The organism is Chryseobacterium sp. 7, assembly GCF_003663845.1.
In the GTDB taxonomy this organism is placed as follows: Bacteria; Bacteroidota; Bacteroidia; order Flavobacteriales; family Weeksellaceae; genus Chryseobacterium.
In genome coordinates, this window is the sequence record NZ_RCCA01000001.1 from 1,099,226 (window position 1) to 1,119,731 (window position 20,506).

The 20,506-nt window shown below is 36.1% G+C and carries 15 protein-coding genes; 7 read left to right on the top strand and 8 right to left on the bottom strand.

What is annotated here, in order from left to right:
- Window positions 1-616: 616 nt before the first annotated feature.
- Window positions 617-5,641: a T9SS type A sorting domain-containing protein gene (locus CLU97_RS05170; protein ID WP_183084518.1), complete on the bottom strand. Its 5,025-nt coding sequence runs from the start codon at window positions 5,639-5,641 to the stop codon at window positions 617-619.
- A 605-nt stretch (window positions 5,642-6,246) separates the two neighbouring features.
- On the opposite strand from CLU97_RS05170, the gene CLU97_RS05175 reads away from it, so the two are divergent.
- Complete coding sequence (locus CLU97_RS05175) at window positions 6,247-6,573, top strand: winged helix-turn-helix transcriptional regulator (protein WP_183084519.1); 327 nt, start codon at window positions 6,247-6,249, stop codon at window positions 6,571-6,573.
- 204 nt (window positions 6,574-6,777) lie between these two features.
- Here the strand turns inward: CLU97_RS05175 and CLU97_RS05180 are convergent, their stop codons facing one another.
- From CLU97_RS05180 to CLU97_RS05190, 3 genes are all read right to left on the bottom strand, one after another.
- Entirely contained in the window at window positions 6,778-7,959 is a 1,182-nt protein-coding gene (locus CLU97_RS05180; RefSeq protein WP_121486977.1) for a phosphatidylinositol-specific phospholipase C domain-containing protein, read from the bottom strand.
- 18 nt (window positions 7,960-7,977) lie between these two features.
- Entirely contained in the window at window positions 7,978-10,824 is a 2,847-nt protein-coding gene (locus CLU97_RS05185; RefSeq protein WP_121486978.1) for a TonB-dependent receptor, read from the bottom strand.
- A gap of 135 nt (window positions 10,825-10,959) precedes the next feature.
- Window positions 10,960-12,000 carry a helix-turn-helix domain-containing protein gene (locus CLU97_RS05190; protein WP_121486979.1) on the bottom strand — a complete coding sequence of 347 codons (1,041 nt, stop codon included), beginning with the start codon at window positions 11,998-12,000 and terminating at the stop codon, window positions 10,960-10,962.
- 181 nt (window positions 12,001-12,181) lie between these two features.
- Between CLU97_RS05190 and CLU97_RS05195 the strand changes: the two genes are divergently transcribed.
- From CLU97_RS05195 to CLU97_RS05205, 3 genes are all read left to right on the top strand, one after another.
- Window positions 12,182-12,466, top strand: coding sequence for a hypothetical protein (locus CLU97_RS05195; protein ID WP_121486980.1), 285 nt, complete (start codon window positions 12,182-12,184; stop codon window positions 12,464-12,466).
- A gap of 10 nt (window positions 12,467-12,476) precedes the next feature.
- Window positions 12,477-13,313, top strand: coding sequence for an XAC2610-related protein (locus tag CLU97_RS05200; RefSeq protein WP_147436445.1), 837 nt, complete (start codon window positions 12,477-12,479; stop codon window positions 13,311-13,313).
- Between the two features lie 184 nt (window positions 13,314-13,497).
- Window positions 13,498-14,541 carry a L,D-transpeptidase gene (locus CLU97_RS05205; protein ID WP_121489659.1) on the top strand — a complete coding sequence of 348 codons (1,044 nt, stop codon included), beginning with the start codon at window positions 13,498-13,500 and terminating at the stop codon, window positions 14,539-14,541.
- Here CLU97_RS05205 and CLU97_RS05210 read toward each other — a convergent pair.
- The 3 genes from CLU97_RS05210 to CLU97_RS05220 form a co-directional block, all read right to left on the bottom strand.
- The gene (locus tag CLU97_RS05210) at window positions 14,534-15,061 is read right to left on the bottom strand and encodes a hypothetical protein (protein WP_121486982.1); all 528 of its coding nucleotides are present in this window, start codon (window positions 15,059-15,061) and stop codon (window positions 14,534-14,536) included. The two genes, CLU97_RS05205 and CLU97_RS05210, sit on opposite strands and share 8 nt — an antisense overlap.
- A gap of 4 nt (window positions 15,062-15,065) precedes the next feature.
- Complete coding sequence (locus CLU97_RS05215; protein WP_121486983.1) at window positions 15,066-16,385, bottom strand: PDZ domain-containing protein; 1,320 nt, start codon at window positions 16,383-16,385, stop codon at window positions 15,066-15,068.
- A 120-nt stretch (window positions 16,386-16,505) separates the two neighbouring features.
- Complete coding sequence (locus CLU97_RS05220) at window positions 16,506-17,144, bottom strand: alpha/beta hydrolase (protein ID WP_121486984.1); 639 nt, start codon at window positions 17,142-17,144, stop codon at window positions 16,506-16,508.
- A 245-nt stretch (window positions 17,145-17,389) separates the two neighbouring features.
- Here CLU97_RS05220 and CLU97_RS05225 point away from each other — a divergent pair, with 245 nt between their 5' ends.
- The 3 genes from CLU97_RS05225 to CLU97_RS05235 all read left to right on the top strand — a co-directional run bounded on the left by CLU97_RS05225 (window position 17,390) and on the right by CLU97_RS05235 (window position 19,096).
- On the top strand, window positions 17,390-17,821 hold the full coding sequence (locus CLU97_RS05225; RefSeq protein WP_228437528.1) for a hypothetical protein: 432 nt from the start codon (window positions 17,390-17,392) through the stop codon (window positions 17,819-17,821).
- Between the two features lie 297 nt (window positions 17,822-18,118).
- Window positions 18,119-18,460: a hypothetical protein gene (locus tag CLU97_RS05230; protein WP_147436446.1), complete on the top strand. Its 342-nt coding sequence runs from the start codon at window positions 18,119-18,121 to the stop codon at window positions 18,458-18,460.
- Between the two features lie 183 nt (window positions 18,461-18,643).
- On the top strand, window positions 18,644-19,096 hold the full coding sequence (locus tag CLU97_RS05235) for a hypothetical protein (protein ID WP_121486987.1): 453 nt from the start codon (window positions 18,644-18,646) through the stop codon (window positions 19,094-19,096).
- Between the two features lie 61 nt (window positions 19,097-19,157).
- Here CLU97_RS05235 and tyrS read toward each other — a convergent pair whose 3' ends face one another.
- Complete coding sequence (tyrS, locus tag CLU97_RS05240) at window positions 19,158-20,453, bottom strand: tyrosine--tRNA ligase (RefSeq protein ID WP_121486988.1); 1,296 nt, start codon at window positions 20,451-20,453, stop codon at window positions 19,158-19,160.
- Window positions 20,454-20,506: the final 53 nt, after the last annotated feature.

Below are 20,506 nucleotides of genomic sequence, written 5' to 3' on the forward strand. Positions count from 1 at the left end.
CCTTGCAGTGCTCGAAACATTTGAGTTGAAGAATGTTTTAGATTCGAAAATACAAAGAGTATCACACAGATATTAAAACCTGTTATGCTTTAGGAATTTACAAAGAAATTCCCGGTTCAATATCTCCTTATTGGAAATATGAAAACCCTGAAAAGTTTATCGGTTCTGGATTTTCTAAAAATATTCAGAATGATCTGGAGGATACTCTTGATTCCCGTTTATACTTTAGCCGAAAAGCATTCATTTTTCTATCCTCAAGAAATAGATGAATATGGTAAGCACAAAGCGTTGTGCATCTGTTTCATGTGGGGGAAGGCTTTTCGTAATGGAGTAATTTCTATGGCGGAAATCTAACCGGAGTGATAACGAAGTCAATCGACTTGGTACAAAGATGCTGGAAAATGGAATTCCTAAGCCAGAAAGCCTATGAAGAAACCAGGAAAGAAAGGTTTCATCCTAATGAAACTTAACTGTGTCTCGAAACTCAATCTTTTTGAGTGATTAGTAGAGGAAGCCATAAAAAAACCACGCCCAAGAGCGTGGTTAAAATTTCAAACTTCATCCAAATCTTGGATAAAAGTATGAAAAATATTAGTTGTCCAAATATATCGTCATTTTATTTTTTGATTATTTTAACAACAGAATCAGAATCATTAATTCTTATTAAATATGCTCCTGAAAGTAAAGAAGAAACATCAGTCTTCTTATTTTCAAATTTTCCAGTTTTTACTAGTTGCCCGGACATATTATAAATTTGATAATAATAGTCTTTAGTATCTTTTGCATCAATATATAATATCGTACTTACAGGATTTGGATACACTACAAGTTTATCAGATTCTACTTTCTGCTCAACTTCTTTTTCAGCAAAAGTATTAACGGCCCGTTTTCCTGAATTATTTGTTACAGACAGACCCAGGTATCTAGGTTCATCTTTTGCACAACGGCAAGACATAGCAGCTTGAGGATAAACTCCAGTGCCAGAAGCTACACTTCCTATATAACTAACCGAAGGTGATTGAATTCTAAGAGCAATTGCCCAGCCTGAATTTAGGTCTCCTAATGATGCTGTCCATAGCCCGGTAGAATTAGCAAATGTTGGCATTGTATTCGTAGGTGTCCCAATTGATTTTGGTATCCATCCGCTTCCACCAAAAAGTCCTCTAATTCCACTTGTAGGAATATTTCCAATATTATACTTAGACCCATTGAAGTTAAATACCCATCCCCAATAGGTATTAAATCTTGAATATGTAACAGATGGATCGTAACCATAATAGGCAACATTGGCGGAGTTAGCAAGCATATAGCCAGGGTATTTAATCTCACCAACTGCGTTATTACTAGCTCCTTTTAATTGTGCTATAACACCCTGCCCAATTCCGTATGTTGATAGGTTTGCGGCATTAGCACGTCCCTTATTATAAAACCATGGCGATGAACCTTGATTATATCCAAATAAACCAGCCATAGTAGTGTCAGGGATTCTATAACCATTAGGACAAGGGTCAAATGGTGATTTTTCGGTATTATGTCCCCATCTTTCTGGCATCATTTCTTTTTCATCAGAAATCCAATCTTTTACCTGGGCATTAGCCACATTTCTATTCTGTTTTGCAAATCTAGCATCTGCAGAATTATATACAATTTCTTCAAAACCAACCTCAGTAGGTGTTGTAAGTGAAGGATTATTATCTAAAGATGTATTATGAAATAGAAAGTAAAAAGGATTTTCTGTAGAATACTTTAGAATCTTTCTTATTTTCTCACTTGGAGTATCAGTTGGCGAAACACCAGCTTCCTGCTTATAGGTGCTATACTCTCTGGAATAACCATTTGCTGTTTTATCTCTAAAGTTTGCATCTGAGATTCCTGCTGAATAACTTGTTAAATTTATAGTACCATCAGTATTCGCGGCTGCTATCTGCCTAAACACCTGATAAGATGGGTCATTGTAAATAACATTTGGAGCAGAAGTACAGGTAGCACATCTGTTTAGAGTACCACCGTTAAAATAGAATGTTGGCAAAGGATCTTTTCTGCCCCACTGGTAATGCAGTCCACTTGCAAAGTGAGTTTTGATATTAGATTCTGTTCTATCAGGAGTATTAATATCTATCGGAAGATCTTCTAAAGCCCCTAAATCTCTATCCATAAAAACAGTTTCCATAGGTGCCACTCCGCTTTTTGTAGGATTAATAATATGTCCGCTTGTATTTGGAGTTACCATTCCGTTATCCGCTGCTAAGCTTGAATTTTCTTCTGTCACATATTTTGGTAAGTCATTAACAGTAGATCTAGGTGCCCAGATATGCCAGCTCCAAACCACAGGATCCTGCATCTTAGAGTTAAGCCACTGTCCAGAATTTCCCCTATGAAAAGCAACCACTGCGTTACCTATAACATTGGGTTTTAAAGTAATCCTAAGCTCACTATTTTCGTCAATATTATCAGGATTAGGATATATTTCCATTTTACTGATTAAATTTTTATCAGTTGTCCATACAATACTTGGCGTATTTTTAGTTCCTTCTCTGAAAGTTCTATTGCTCCCTCCATTAAGGTACAGCATATCCATTGCAATTGCTTTTTTGAGCTTTATTGTTACAATTCTGTCATCAGGATTAGCTGTATTAGTATAGGCTATAAAACTGTTCGGTTCTTTTGCCCATTCTTTCAATGTTGCTACATCTGCAACTACATTATCTCCTTCAAGATAACGATTGGCAAACTCTTGATTAATATCAATAAACTGTTTATTAGGATCTGCTATACATCTACACGTACTAGCTCCTTTAGTCATTGAAGTCTGGTTAACTGCAAATAACATCTTGCCAGTGTAATCATTTAAAAAGTCACTTACAATTCCTACTCCTCTTATTCCATTCCAAGGAGAATAGGTTGCTGTTGGTAAGTTTCCTGTTGATCTCCAGTTAATATAACCCATTCTGTTAAAACTAGAAACATAATCTACTTTTTCATTAGGTCCTAAAAACACGTACGCTCCTGTAATTGGGAAATATCCAATATTTCTATTATAGTTTGGATCAGATTGATTTTTTTGATTCGTAAAATCAAACCCGATTTGAGGATATACTTTTACGCTACTTAAAACAGGATTAACTGTAGTGTATTTGAATTTAGAATTATCATTTAAATCATCGTCTGCGCCGCTATTTAATCTTCCCCAAGGGCTCATATTGTTTCCAAAACTGCTTCCCAAACTACCTGCATAATGAGATGGGATTCTCCAGCCGTTAGGGCAGGGATCATAAGGCGATTTCAGCTCGTATGATTTGCTGTCTGCCTCTATTAAGTAATCTTCTGGAGTTGCATTTAAACCACGATCATAAGCTTTTCGCCCATTAGAATATAACCCTTTTCTATTATCTGACCAAAGATCCCAAGAAACTCTATCATGTTCACTAGTTCCTAAAAACTTATATTGTACATCCGAAAACCAAGTTCCATAATCGGTATTATCATAACCATTCCATCCGGCATAAGTAATTATTTTCAACGGATTATTTACAGAATATTTTAGGTTGTTCACTATATTCTCGTGTCCACTTATATTATTCCTTAAAATCCAACCTGTTTTTGGGGTAGCTTGATAGGATAATTCTCCAAAATCAGCCGCATTATACTTGCCGGCTTTTCCATTAATAAAATAAGTAGAACCATCTTTGTGAGCTAATGGCGGAATAGGGTCTTTTCTTCCCCATTGGTACATAAGTCCTACTGATTTATTGGAATCGTTTCCTAAAAACTCAGTATTTGTAGCTCCTAAATTTCTGTTCATCCATTTCCACTCTTCATTTGGGATTGGAGTATTATCTACTCTTGTTTCAAAACCTTGTCTGAAAGTAGCGCCATTAGCAGTAGGATCATCTGTAACCCAAACGTGCCAGCTCCACTTCACTTCATAATCATTGATTGTAGGATTAAATGTATTTAAAGAAACCACTGCATTACCTTTTCCTTTAGTAATATCAATAGGAACTTCTATTTCCGCATTTTCTCCTGTACCTCTAATCGCTAATTCATAATCGGTTCCAGACATTACCAAACCTGCTTTATCTTCCCAATACAAGTAAGCTTTAACATCAGTACTGTTTATAGGATTATTAAAAGAAAAATCAGCATTAGAATTATCTTTCCACATTGCATATGCTTTTTTTACTGGTATTCGCAATCCTTTCTTACTTTTATCTTTTTCTATGTCAAAAATATAAGTATTGGGTGCTTTTGTCCAGTCTTGTATAGCATTATCAGGTAGTGCTCCGGCATTAATCGCAACGCATCCGCTTGAACAGTCTGTAGAATCATATGCTGTTGAATTTCCAAAAACTCCTACATACTTGATGAATTTTTTAATTTCCGTTTCAATTTCAGAAAGAGGTCTCATTGGCCCATTCCAGTTAGCTATTACTTTTCTGTTTCTAATGGCTCCTATACCATATAAAGAAGCTTTAGGAGTATTGCTCAGAAAGAAATTTTCAGATCCGGGACCTCTTTGTTTGTCATATAATGGAGGGTAGCCGAAATCATTCACAGTATTATAATTGCTTAATGCATTGACGGTGATGTACTGCCCGGTAGATTTATATACCCTGAAACCTGTTATTTTGCTTACAACAATAACTACGGGTTCCTGATCCGAAATAATGTCGGTCAGTTTCTCGTTGATGTAATTGTAAAGGTTATAATACCTGTTCACTAAAGCGTTAGGGTTTGTAAAATCCAAATATCCTCTACCCCAGGGTTCTCCACCCTCCTCAGGAGGTAAAAACCAGTTACTGAAGTTAATAAAGAAGCCCGAACTTGAAAACTTACCGGCAAATACATAAACAGGATCATGATAAGAAAACTCAAAAGGACTTGTGTCACTGCCTTGGTAGATGTATTTCTGTGAGCTGGCAATCGTACTGATATTATTAGGATTATCAATATTAATCACAGGTGCATTTGGATTGCTGCTATCCAGAGTACCACTGGCGTTAACGGATAATACAATATCATCCAGTTTCTTAGTCAGATGCTGTGATTTTACCCTGTCTTTCACTCCGGAAACACTTCCGTTAGGATTAAATAATACTGTACCACTTTTTTTCGGAGTGAAAAGTATCGTATATTCATTTTCATCCAGTTCACACGTGGCTGCAGTATAATCTCCTAATTTGTAATGGCTTACCGCTTTATTCCACGTAATTCCGGAGAAGTTATCTGTTTCTGAGCTTAGCACAACTTTTAAATTATATGTGCCGCTGCTTGCAGAAGCTGGTAATTCAAAGGTAGCATTAAGGTTTTCATTATACAGATTGCTGGCATATAATGTTTTGCACCACGCAGTAACCCATTCTCCCAGGGCATTCTGATATTTAACGGAAATCAGAACATCGCTGGTGGTAACAGGTTTGTTGAGCTGTCCGCTCATCACAACCGCTCCTTTTTCATTGAGGTTTTGTGAAATAGACATCACGGGACCCAAATCATAAGTGAGGACGGTTACTGGAAGACGACTTTCCAATATAAACCGATCATTAAAAAAGCGCCGGTCCGTATCGCCTCGTGACGAAGCATAAACGGATGCAACTGAGCAGAATACAGCCCAGACTGATAGCATTGATTTTTTTCTCATACGCATGTTTTTTTAGGTTATTAGATTCTGTTTGAATAACTTTTATTCAAATTTTATAGCTTATCATCAATAGTATAGGAAAGAATAGAATACAGTAAAGCAGATGTACTTTTGGTAAAGTAACCGCTACACAAGAATCCGATATTATCATTTGGGGCAGATTTTTGAAAACCGACTGTTCCTTACAATCTTTATTTTTCTATTACTAACCATGGTAAATAATCCGAATTGTGCTTGTATTAAAGCCTTCCAATATAATTATTGCAGGTTTTCGGGCTCGTGTTGTGTTGTGAGTAAAAGTAGGCTGGTAGAATAATATATATTATAGCCTGATCTAAAGATAAAAATCTCATTTTTCATATTTGTGTTTTAGGTTTTTAGTTTTTTTATTGAAAATAATTGATAATCAATTATACTTTTATGCAAACTTACAATCAGAGCAAATTAATAAGAGATATCATAAAAACATACGTTTTTTAATGAAAAATTTCTACTTAGTTTTTTGTGCTTTTTATAATGTTTTTTGTTAAATGTGTGGATAGTACTGCATTAATTTATTAATAACCACTATGTTTGCAAAGTTACGATATTAAAAAAAACACACAATGAGTCAAAAAAATCTGACTAATAGCAATTCGGCTGAAGGGGCAGACATGTGCCCTGTACAGAAGCTTTTAAAAACACTTTCAGGTAAATTAAAATTAGAAGTTTTTATTCTTGCTTCCAAATCTACTTTACGTTTCAGCAGCCTGCTGCGCGACATAGAAGGGTCTAATAAACAAACATTAACAACAGCTCTGAGAGAATTGGAAGACCTGGATTTACTCGAAAGAACCGTTATAACTCAAAAACCTTTACACATAGAATATAATCTTACTGAAAAGGGAAAGTCTCTGATTCCTATTTTACAGCAATTGGAAGGGTTGGTATAGGAATATATTGATGAGTTTAGAAGAGTGAATTATGAATTATGGGTTTTCGAGATCCTGTTTTTTGGGATATGGATTTAAATATTTAATAGGGGCGGGCTTTAGCCTGGTTTCCGTTTAATAAAACGTTTTTCATCCGGCTTTAGTCAAAACTTCGAGGATGGCTAGCCATAAAAAAGCCGGTTCTGAACAGAACCGGCTTGATAGTTATTTGCATGAAGAATTTAAAGGATTATTAAGATAACCTTCTCTCTGCGGTGGCTGTACAAAGTAAGGCGTTCCATAAGTATTTCCAGAGCGGAAAAAGTCGGTGGAAACAACCTGTGCACCACTGCTGAAAGCTGCTTTAGATCTTGTGAGGTCATTAGTTTTAGCTTCATAGGTTTCAATATCAGCCCGGGTTCTGACCATAAATCCCTGTTTTACCAAATCCTGTATCTCTTTCTGTCTTACAATAGCATTGTCTCTTAGGATAAACCCTGCGAAAGCATCATCAGGTTCACTGTTTAGAAACATAACCCTTTCCTTTAGAGATCCGTCCACAAGATAAGGATTGTCTTTGGAAGAAAGGGTTCCGGCACTTCCCGGAAGAAGCATAAAAATGAATTTTCCTTTGCTGTCAGTAAGCTTTGGCCAGTTATTGTGTGTTACAGCCTCTTTGAGTGTTTTATATTTGCCCTGAACGTCTTTTGGAGTGATAATTTTATCCTTTCCAAGATATTTTACAATCTCCTCATCCAGTTCATCGTAGGCTTTCTTATCAAAGGGAAGAACTTTCGTACTGGTTTCAAGAATCGGGAAACCTGAATCTTTAGCTTCAATCATCATGAAGATGGGAGTGTGCCCCGGATGTTGGTCAGACCAGGATTTAAGAGCAGTTAATGCATCTTTTAAAGTAGGGTAATGCGTTCTGAAATCTATATCTGCCATATGCAGGACTTTGAAACCGGGCTGATCCAGTCCTTTTGTATTAAAAGGTGCCAGATCAGTAACTCCCTTTGCCTTTAGCACCTCATACGTTGCAGGATGGCTAAATCGGCCGCCTTCCGGATCGTAATAAACATCTATTTCCAGCCCTCTGAGATTGGCGTTGAGCTGTTCTGTGAAGTTGGGGTGATTATAATTCAGACCTTCTTTCAGATCCATGCCGTAAGGATGATATTCTTTAAATTTGGCCTTTTGATCTTCAGACATCATACTGCTGTATTTCTGCATCATCCCGTTGATGATCGGGGTTACCAGATCCAGTACTTTTGGGTCTACAGGCTGGGCGTAAGAATTATGAGTTCCTACAACCTGCAGCTGATTAATTCTTAGATTCTGGCATTTATCCTGTGCCTGTGCCAGTGCTGTCATACAAAATGCAGCTCCATATATATGCTTTTTCATATGAATAAAATTTTTTGATTAAAAATTGAAAGTAAAACCAAGTTGTCCACGTATCCCTGAATAAGAAATATTTTCTACACGGCCTTTGGTTCCCATATAATAGCGGTTGGGTTCATTAAAAATATTGTTCAGTTCCATAAACAGGCGTACTTTCTTTGTAAGACTATAGGCCGTGGAAAGGTCTACAGTAAAGTTTTTGTCAAAATACTGATAATGATCTGCTCCAGCCGCTGCTCTGATTTCGCTTACGTAATTTCCTTTGTAATTTCCGGCAATACGGATCATCAGTTTGCTGGTTTCATAGAAAAGAATGGTATTGAAAATATGTTTGGCTTGGTTCGGAATTGTGGTAGACATTGTTCCTGTTTGTTTACCGTTTTCGTACACAGGCATATTCATTTTGGAAGATATGTAGGTGTAGTTTCCTTCAAAGCCGATGTTTTTCAAAAACCCGGGTAGGTTTTCAAAACGTTTTGATATCCCAAATTCAAAACCAAAGAGCTTAGCACCTTCCAGATTTTTAGGAGCTGTGAAAGTATAAGTTCTTCCCGCCAGATCTAATACAGACTGGTCTTTGTAGATAAGATTCGTGATGTCTTTGTAAAACACGCCCGCAGTTATCAAATCCAGCTTTCCAAAATAGTTCTCAAACATAAGGTCAAAATTGTTTGAAAATGTAGGATCAAGCTTGGTATTTCCCTGAGTGATGGTATTGGTAATGTCATTGACGATGGTTCCGGGATTCAGGTCGTTGAAATCCGGTCTGGCAAACGAACGGGTATAGGCCAATCTCAGGATGTGGTCACTGGTAATATTCCATTTCATATTGACCATTGGAAGAACTACATTGTACGTTTTATTGTCCTTAATATCTTCCGTTTTATTGTCTTTATCAGAAACTACTTTTTTGCCCCAGAAGGTAATATCATTGTATTCATTTCTGAAACCTCCCAATACCTGCAGTTGATCTGAAATCTTCCAAGTGGCCATCAGGTAAGCTGCCCATACGTTTTCAGTACCACGGTAAGAACTTGTAATATTCGAATTGCTGTCCTTGCTGCTCACCTGCATCAGCCCTAAGCTGTTTTGTGTAGCGGGATTGTACATCTGATCGATCTGGGTATTGGTAATTTGGTCTATGATAACGGTATTATAAGGATTGCCCAAAGGATTCATAAAACCTCCTTTATAGGGAAAGCCTTCTCGCCCAAGCTGACTCAAATATGTAACAGGAGATCCGGGAATTCCCAACGATGATTTAGGCATCCAGACCAATACAGAACTGTCTACAATTTTGTTTTTATTGTTGTATTTGGTTCCGAATTTAATTTCAAAATTATCTGCGGCTTTATATTTAATATCAATCTGCCCTCTTAGATCTCTCTCACTGTTATGGTTCTGACTCAGAATAATTTGATTGAGCTTAAGTTTGTCTGCTGCTATTGCCTGCTGATTATAAGGCAGTGTGTATTTTTCGGTAACTCCAACGCCATCAGGAGCATCCATTGCCAAATATTTTCTTCCGTCTGCAGAGAGATTTCCATACGTCATAGCCTGTGTGAAATTAACAATCGGATAACCCCTTTGATCTTTTTCAAGATTATCAGGAGAATTGAATTTGAATTCAGAACGTGCTTTGGAGGCGGACCAGTTCACTTCCATACGCTGTCCCACCTGATGATTACCACCAATCTGCATAGAGTACAGATCCGTAAGATAATCCGCATGACGAGCCTGCAGCAAGACATTTTTACTGTCAAAATTGAAATAGGTTTCCCTTACAGACTGCCCGTCTTTGTATTGGCTATATAATGCTTTTGCGTATAATTTATTCCGGCTGTCTATTTCATAATCCAATCCCAGGTTAAATCCCAAAGTTCTGCGGTTTGCCAGGTAATCACGAAGCTGAAGCTGGTTGATAGAATAAGAAGCTGTTTTATCTTTCAGTCCGTAATTATAAATATTTCTCATCTGATCTATAGCAGTAGAGCGCTCCCAGATCACAGCAGAGGTAATGAATTTAAGCTTATCCGTAATTTTATTTCCGTAGACGATGGAGGTATTGTAAGAAGGAGATTTGGACATGTTAACATACCCCGAAGCCATACTTATTGCCAATGTTTCTTTATTGGGTGAGGTTTTCGTAATAAAATCCACATTTCCGCCAATGGCATCACCATCCAGATCCGGAGTAAGCGCTTTAGACAAACGTACATTCTGAATAAGCTCCGAAGGGAAAATATCCATTTGAACTCCACGATTGGCATTGTCACCGCTGGCACTTGGCATTCTGTTGCCATTCAGGGTGGAAGACGTCCATTGTATAGGCGTTCCTCTTACTGCCACAAAACGTCCCTCGCCCATATCTCTTTCAATAGAAACACCCTGCATACGCTGTACAGCATCAGCTGCGTTACGATCCGGCAGTTTCCCGATAGCATCTGCAGAAAGTACTTCTGTGATCGTATTGGAGTTTTTTTTCATGGTAATCGCTCTTGCCTGTGATGCTTTGTATACACTGGTAACAACTACTTCCTGAAGGTTGTTTTCTTTAAATTTAGCTCCAAATTTAATTAATCCAAGATCTATTTCCCTTTTATCCGTAATGGTGAAAGGTATATAAACACTGTCATATCCTTTATATTCTACAACAAGTCTATAACTTCCGTCATAAACATTATTAAGAACAAAAGAACCATCAGTATCAGAAGTTACCTTCTGTCCGCTGTTTTCAATATACACCAATGCATTGGGCAGGTTTCCCTGACTGTCTACTACAGTTCCGTGAACAGTGGTTTGAGCAAAGGCCAAAGGCCCAAGAAGAAAAAATGCTGCTTTTGTTAAAAAAAGTCTTTCTCGTGACATCCTTATAAAGTTTGGTGCAAAGATGTCAGCTCATTCAAAAGTTTTGGTTCATTTAAATTTTATGCAACTACTTCTCTTGAGTTCGAGGTAAACTGTGTTGTAATTCAGTTAGTTACTAATGTTAAATAATTGTAACTAATGAACAAGCTGAGAGGGAAGGCAGTGAAATTCTTTTTTAAAATATTTATAAAAAGTAGATTTGGATTTAAAACCACATTGAAACGCAAGATCTGTAACGCTGGCTGAAGGATCTTCCAATAAAATCTGTTTAAAATGCTGAATACGGCTTCTGTTGGTATATTCGTGAAAATTGGAATGAAGATGCTTATTAAATGTGATACTTAAATCGGCTTTGCTTATTTTCAGATGGCCGGAAAGCTGGTCTAAGGTAAATTCTTCATCCAGATAATCATGACTTTCCTTGTAGAAAGAGGTAATGGCATTTTGTACAGCCTCAAAATCTATTTTTGAAAGGTCTTTATACTGATACGTTTCTTTAGGAACAGAAAACGATGATGTATTCTGAAGTTTGTGCTGGTACGTTAAAATATAAACGTACAAAATCCACCCGAACTGGAACAGAAATAAGAGACTATAGATCTTCTGATAGACCAAAGTATCCCAGCCTAATTGGTAGACCGCCCAGAAAACTAATACACCTGTCAATACATAGCAAACCAGATAACGGAAATTACGGGCTGCCGGATGGGTAATATTTTTACGATACTTTGTAAGCAGGTAAATACATACAACAAGACATGCAATCCAATAGTAACTATAATAAACAAAGTAGGATTTATAACTTTTGATAGCGAGATCTGCCCAGGAAAGATCAAGCATCTTAGCCGAAGTAGCAATGGCGTGGTGTATAACAACTAACGTTAGCGGAGCAATCAGGTATTTGAGCTTATCTCTCCATTTTGCATGAATTAAATACGTAGTGATATAAAGAAAAATAAGCCCTTTGAATACACGGAGACTCCCCGGAATTTCATATAGAACAGATTCATAACCGAATTTCTGAATGATGAAATATTCATAACCCATATCCAGTGTAACGACTCCTATATACAATAGCAGCATATTCAGTACAGATTCCCTGTTTTTGATAAGAGACATCAGTAAAGTAATGGTGATAAGTGCCTGTAGTACAACTACCATAATGATATATAACATGATAACTGATATTTTGCCAAAATTATAGATAATATGCGCACAGCTTCTTTAACAAATTATTAAATATCAGTTTAATAATACAATGACGGGTAAGATGGTAATTCTGAACGTTTTTTAAAAGGTTTTTCAGTTTTGTATATTGATGAGTTATTGCTATTTTAGCTAATAACCTGTATATTTTATGGAAAAACAATTTCAAAACTGGATCCTCTTTTTTATTGCAGGAATTATTGCCATGATTTCTGGATTGATTGCCGCCATTGTTCTGATGAAAGGCTCGTCAGTACCTGATGTTCTATTCGGGTATATTCTGTTCGGTTTAGTTCCTTTATTGCTGGTGATTATTATAGACCGTATTCTGGTATGGAAATTCGGGAATAAAAATGTCAATAAAGTACAGTTTTCAATACTGGTGCTGATTGTTTTTTTATGGATTGTAAGATTTGTGTTGGATCTTTTTATATAAACTGATGATGATGAAAAATCTGTTTTTATGCTGTTTTATGCTGTTTTCCGTATTAATCTTAGCCCAGCCTTTTACGTTAAAATCTGTAGGAGAAGCTAAAGAATTCAGGCTGAAACTTTATTATGGATCTCAGGGTAAGGGGGCATTTGTGCAATATTCCGGGAAGAAAGAAATCATTCCTTTACAGGTAAAAAGTTTTAAAGTAGATACAGAAAGGAGAAGAGACGGGGAGCCGGACATTAATTATTATGTCTGGAATGAAATGATCGGAGGGAAAATCAACGGGGTCTATACACTCGAAATGATAGATGATAGTACTTCAAACATTACCTATACCAGAGCAAAAGACGGCAGAAAGTTTACCATGGAAATGGTAGAGGGCGAAAAGTATGACGGAAGCGATAAATATCTTCTGCATGATGCTGTATTGGCGTTTAATCATTCTTATAATAATCATTTTACCATTGCTTATCCTGATGGTAAGAAAACTGCAATAGAACTTCAGTCTCCGGATCAACCTTCTTTTGCCAGACAAAGCATCATTGAGGATTACAATTTTGATGGTTACGATGACATTGCATTCTCTGTTCCTGACGAGGGAATGGGCGTTTACAGAATATTTGATATATATCTGTACAATCCTCAAAGCAAACGTTTTGAAAAGCTTAAAGAACCGGATTATTCCCACTCAAGTTGTTCTTGTCTATGCGATGTAACTGTTGACAAAGAGAAGAAACTTTTAACAACAGGCTGTAGAGGAGGGGCAAGATGGCATCAGGACCTCTATCGATTTGGTAAAAAAGGAAATTTAGAATGGATTTCCACAGAAGAGCAGAAGGAAGACTAGTCTGCTTTTAAATGTGTGAAAATTCCTTTCAAATCGATAAAATTAAGAAATTAATTAGTAGTAACTCCTCATTTACAGGGATAAACCCTCCGTTTTTTTACGGTATTTTTAACAATCTCTTTTAGGATTCAATTTTAGGTCTGATATTTGTACTGGGTAGCCAAACTAAATGGCCGATTTATTTATGAAAAACATATCTGTGAAAAAATCCTTTCTTTATGCTTGTTTGTGTGCTTTTTTTCTTGTTTCCTGTAAAAAGGAGATAGAGAAAATAAGTGATACCTTTAAAGATACTGTTTCATCTTCCGAAGTTCAGGAGGTAGAAAAGGATTCTATAAAGAAAGATTCTGTTCCTGTGGTAAAGAAAGAATCCGTTCCACCTGTGATGCAGGAGAATGGTTTTTATAATGCTTTTGTTCTTCCAAAGGACAAAAAGATGAGAGATTCTATCTACGCAGAATACAGTAAAAAATACAGTGTAGGAGAGCGTACCGCTATTTTAGCATTAAACAGACTGGATTCTAAAAGTAAATGGAATGCCGATACACTGGTGGTTCCGGCCAAAATAGATACAACTTTGATGGCGTATTCACCATTTCCCATGCAGCTGGATGTATTGAGCGGGGTGAAGAAGTTTGTCATCTTCTCATATCCTATTCAGGCTTTTGGAGTTTATTCCAACGGAAGTCTTGTGAAATGGGGACCTACAAGTATGGGTAAAAAAGCAGCTCAGACTACCAGAGGGCTTACTTTTGCCAACTGGAAAAAGGAGCTGGCTATTTCTACTGTGAGCAGCGAATGGAAACTTCCTTATAACTTTAATATTCACAATTTAGGAGGTATCGGATGGCATGAATATACACTTCCGGGATATCCTGCTTCACACTCATGTTTACGATTGCTGAGAAAAGATGCGAAATGGCTGTATTCTTATGCAGATACCTGGATTCTGAATCCTGGTGGTGCTACAACTAAAGCAAGAGGAACAGCCGTAATGGTGTTCGGAGATTATAAATGGGGCGGAAGGAAACCGTGGAGAAAACTTTTGGATGATCCTAATGCTAATAATATTTCTGTTGAAGAATTAACCAAGCTTCTTGAACCTGAGGTTCCGAAAATGCTGAAAGAGCAAAGCAACAGAGAAAAAGTAGCAGATTCCATCAAAGCGGCAAGAGCAGCGGCTGCACCTGTTCAGAATGAAAAGCCTGTAGAACCTCTGTCTAATTAATTTTCTTTTCAAACTGAAGAGTAGATTCTTCAGCAAACCTTCTCAGTTTAAGCATTTCCTCTTTTCCTTTATGCTGTCCGAATCTGGCGGCTATATAAGTAAGAAGAATAAAAAATAACATCACAAAAGAAGCGCTCAGTGCCCACGGGTATTCGGCGCTTTTTATTTGTTTTTCTACGTAATACATGGTGAAGAAAGTCATCCAGAGAATAGAAAAGGAAAAATAGAGGAACATGAAGAATGTCCACACCGCAGAACTTGGACCAAATACTCCACGTATAGCCGTATGTTCATCTTCCATTTCTACCCTTAAAGCAAGGCGGGGTTTCCAATAGTTATCATATTCTGTTTTCACCCAGATGGTAGCAACTTCTTTATTGATATTGCCTGAAAACTCGTTTTTATGCTCTTCCATATATTTTTTCAAACTTTCAGCATACTCTTCTTTGGTAAGGTGAGTAAACATTTTAAATCTGGGTCTGGTTCTTATTCTGTCTAAGGTGCTTTCTTCAGTATTCATATTGTTATTCTTGATAAGGAATGGGATCTTCCAAAGCGAAGCTCAATGTCAGTTTTTGAGTTTTTCGTTGAACGACCATAGTAATATTTCTGCCTTCATTGGATTTCATGAGTTCTACTATTTTTTCCAGAGTCATATCCGAGGTTTGCTCTCCATTGATGGTTAGAATTCTGTCATCTTTTTGGAGACCTGCCTGATAAGCGGGAGAATCTTTTCTTACTCCGGCAATGGAAAAAATGGGTTTTAATTTAAATTTATACTGAAAAGCATCTTTATATACTTCAGTGGTAGACATATTAGATTTTTGGGTTTCAATTTTTACCCTGTCCTCCTGCCATTCCAGTCCGTCCTGCTTGAAGTCGAGCCCGCTCATGTTAAAATGAAAAGGATCATCGAAATATCTGTTTTTTTTCAAATAAAGTGTATGGTTGGCGTAATCAAAAACTACGGTAAACCTCCGCATAAGCTCACTGCCTATGGAGCCTTTTCTGTTGTCTACCATATTAACATGCTGAATAGAAAACTCATCCGGCATAGCGGTAAGAGGTTTTTCAAACTTGAATTTTCCAAGATAGAAATTATGAATCCGGCTTCTTTTACCATAAATATCTCCATTGAAACCACGGCCCAGAAAATCATCAATATTAGGTCTGTTGTAAACAAAATTCTTGATAAGAGTAGGAAAGAGCCATATAGCATCACTGTTTCCGAGGTCAATCAGCAGTTTTGAATCTTTCTTCTCATTCGTCATTTCTACACCGCCGTACAGATAAGGCTTATCTTTCTCAATGGTGATCGGAAATTCTTCAAACCTTTTGATTTTCTTTTGCAGAGCATCTGCATTTTCATACACGGTAATTTTCTTAGCGCTGTAATCTATATAAATAGGGTGGTCTTTGAAAAAATGATACCCGATAACTCCATTTACAGGAATTCCTACATGGGGCGAAATATTAAATTCTTCATCAATAATAATATAAAGAGACATGGAGGTATTTACAATTCCGTCTCCTATTTTGCCAATATTGCGGTCAGATTTTAAACCATCAATACTTATACTGCCTCCAAGACCGGAAAATTTTACTTTTTCCACATTGCTCAGCTTAAGTTCCTTATTTTCCAGACTGAAAAGAATGGTTTCCGAAACTCCTGTATCCAGTAAAAAGGTTAGCTCCGCACCATTTACATTGATGGGAATAAAGATAAGATTATTGATCAACTGAAAAGGAATAACCGCTTTTTTAGTATTAATCAACTCAAAAGAATTCTGGGCATTTATAAAAATGCTAAGAAATAATCCCAATAAAAGCAGTTTGAATTTCATTTACTGAATTTACTGAATTTATCGTTATGATAAAAAAAAACATTCCAAAAGCTGGAATGTTTATGTAAACTACAATGAAGTAGTGTTTTCTGTTGAATTTATTTCAAATTGGAACTCTGTTTATTTGGAAAAGAATTCCATAAGGTCCATATAATTCTTCTGATTAACACCGTGGCCGCTCATATATTCTCTGAAAGTGAAGTAACAGCTGAGGTCATAAAGAAGATCTGCCGCTTTTCTTCCCCATTCAAGTGGAATGACTGCATCATCGGTACCATGTGAAATGAAAAAACGAAGTCCTTCCAGTTTCTTTTTGTCTTTTACGATACCATCCAGAATTTTCTCCTCCGGATAACTGCTTAGGCAGGCAACATAATTGAACAGTTCAGGATGTTTCAATGCTAAAGCATAGCACAATATTCCTCCCTGGCTGAAACCGCATAAATGCGCCTTGCTTTCCGTAAGGCCATAATGGTTAATAATCTTCAGCATGCTTTCCAGCACTGCATTTAAAGATTCTGTAGCCTGGGGAACATCAATAAAGTTTTCGGGATCGTTGAAATTAATATCATACCAGGAATATCCTTCAAATTGAGTATCACACGGAGCTCTGAAACTTACAATAATCCAGTCACTGGGAAGGGTTTCCCTGAAACTAAAAAGATCCTGCTCGTTACTGCCATAACCGTGAAGCATAAAAAGAATGGGAGTTTTGGACGTAATATTTTCCGGTTCTCTTACTAGATAATCTAAATTCATGGAACAAAGATAATTAAATTACCTGCAAAATCTCCACTTTTATTATTCATACAATGAACTTTAGGAGGATGTGCCGGATGTTTAATGATTGATTCTTTGGAGTGTATTTTTGGACTTTAATGTTGTGTTTTTATTTTTGTTGATTTGATATTATTTGGAAATCTTTATTGGAAATTTTTCATAAAAGTTATTTTTATATTAATAAAAAACTTATATTTGAAACATTAAAAAATCTATTTGGAGAAATGAAGCAATTTTACAATTCAAAAAGTTTACTTAGACTTTCTTTTTTATTCGTTTTATTATTTTCTGTAATTACCGTTGTGAATTCTTGTAAAAAAGATGATGACGAAGAGTTTCAGGATCATGTGGTTCAATTCGAAGTGAAAACCACAGCCGGAGGAAATATTATAAGTGTTGTAACGCAAGTAGGCACAGCTCAGAATACCATCTACAATACCCCGCAGTCCCCCGTGACTTCACCGTGGACGAGTGGAGAATTCTTTGTGAACTCTAGTCAGGCACAGCTGAATCTTGATGCTAATGCATCTATGCCGGATGATAATTCTGAATTAACAATTACTCTTTATATAGACGGAGAAGTTGCAAGAACTGTGAAGAAAAAAGGTAAAGGTGTATTGGTTGCTTCTATCGATTACAGTTTCTTAGAGCCATAAAATTATTTTAATTATTGATATAAAAAATCCGTCTCAATTTTGAGGCGGATTTTTTTATTCTATATCTATTATACAAATATTACATAGGTCTGACTAAGATATAGCATATTTGAAATTTTGATTTATTAGAAAGATTTTAAATGATTGATACACAATAGTTAATATTGTGTAATGCCTATGTGGTAGCTGTTTTTTTGCATTAAAAATTATATCTTAATAAGATTACAAAATCAAAAGTATAAGACTTTAGAAATAGAAACGAATATCAAAGCTTGAATAATTTAAATGAACGATGCTATGCTAACTGACAAAATAGAGAAAAGTATTTCTGAAAATCATAGGAATATTCTCGTTCGTAATTTCTTTGGTGAAGAGGAATACGATATATACCATAAAATAATGTTTAAAGCAGAAGCATCTGCTGCAGGATCAAATATTACATCTGTTGTTGATAATGGTAATGGTGTAAGTAATGAAAGTGCTTTTGATGGTACCATCTGTATAAGTTCGGAATATATTCATAAAGAAGAATTACATGCAGGAGAAACTGCTAACCAAATTCAAATAGGAACTGTAAAAGCTAGAGGAGTAGATGATTCTTCAGTTTTGAAAGTTATATGGAATTTAAAAAAATGGTAGCTTTCTCAACTAAGCCGTGAATTTGTTTCACAGCTTTAGTTATGGTGTGAAATATGACTGTAATCAATTTTAATATATCTGGAAACCAATGTGTTATTTGTTGTGTTGTAGGTTTGTTGTATGTTTTTTTTTGGAATATAGGACTGGTTTTATGTCACTTTGTATAAATGTAAAACTTTAAAAATGACAAAACAAAAAAGCTTTCAAAGGAGCACAACGCTATTTTTATCTTTAATAATCATAGGTTTATTTGCTATAGTAACTTCTTGCAATAATGATGATCACAGCGTTTATCCCGTAACTCATAAAGTGGTTTACAAAGCAGAGGGGTCTGCAGGAATTAATATTACAAGTGCCGAATATAATGATGAACCTGGGAGTGCAGATTTTATCATTGTCAAAAATATTAACAGTAACGTATGGGCAAGCCCTGAAATTACAAGTGTAATTTCTGTAGGTGTAGGTAAACCTTTAGCTGTAGATGCTGTTCTTAGTATAAATGCAACTGGTGCTGACGATTCTTCTACTTTAAAAGTTCAAATTTATGTAGATGGTGTTTTGAAAAAAGAAGTAGTAACTACAGGAGTTGATCTTAAAACTGAGACAAAATATAATATAGAATATAAGATAGATTGATATGTACATTGCTAAAAAAAATCCTGAAAAATCAGGATTTTTTTTATTTTAGAAGATTAAATTAATTTATCTTTACAATAAAATAAGCCTTCTTACCCTTTTGTAGCAATAAGAATTTGCCGTCGATAAGATCTGTTTCATTAGCCGTAAAAGTATCATTTACTTTTTGCTTGTTGACAGAGATTGCATTTCCTTTAATCTCTCTTTGGGCTTCACTCTTAGATTTTAAGAAACCTGATTTTTCAGAAAGAAGATCCACAATATTCACTCCCAGAACATCTGCTTTTGCAATTTCTTTTTGAGGAACTCCGTCAAAAACTTCAAGGAAAGTTTCTTCATCAAGGCTTACCAGATCTTCAGCTGTAGAACGTCCGAAAAGAATTTCAGAAGCTTTCAGTGCTTTTTCATACTCTTCTCTTCCGTGTACCCAAACTGTTACTTCTTCTGCCAGTTTCTTTTGCAGCTTTCTTTCATGGGCAGCTGTTTTATGCTCTTCAATTAAAGTTTCAATTTCTTCTTTTCCTAAGAATGTGTAGAACTTGATGAATCTTTCAGCATCTTCATCAGTAGCATTCAGCCAGAACTGGTAGAATTTGTATGGAGAGGTCTTCTTTTTATCCAGCCAGTAATTTTCTCCACTTTCAGACTTCCCAAATTTTGAACCGTCCGCTTTGGTAATCAAAGGAACTGTTAAGGCAAAAGCTTCACCCTGCGCTTTTCTACGGATCAATTCTGTTCCTGTAGTGATATTTCCCCACTGGTCAGAACCTCCCATCTGTAGTTTTACATTATTGTTTTGGTATAAGTGAAGGAAATCATATCCCTGGATCAACTGGTAAGTAAATTCTGTAAAACTCATTCCGTCTACACCGCTTTCTCCTGATAATCTTTTCTTTACAGAATCTTTAGCCATCATATAGTTGACCGTGATATTCTTCCCGACATTTTTAGCAAAATCAAGGAAAGAAATATTCTTCATCCAGTCGTAATTGTTAACCAGTTCAGCTTTGTTGGGCTCATTTCGTTCAAAGTTTAAGAATTTTGAAAGCTGATTCTTTAAGCAGTCAACATAATGTAAAAGAGTTTCCTCATCCAAAAGATTTCTTTCAGCAGATTTTCCGGATGGGTCACCAATCATTCCTGTAGCACCTCCTACCAAAGCAATTGGCTTGTGGCCATGTAATTGGAAGTGCGCTAAAATTTTTATCTGGATAAGACTTCCGATATGTAAAGAATCGGCAGTAGGATCAAAACCAATATATGCAGTAGTTACCTCTTTATTCAGTTGTTCATCGGTTCCTGGCATCATATCGGCAAACAGACCACGCCATTTCAGTTCTTCTATAAAGGAATTCATTGATTTTTAACTTTAAAATTTTAAGATGCAAAGATAGTAAATTCAGAAGTATT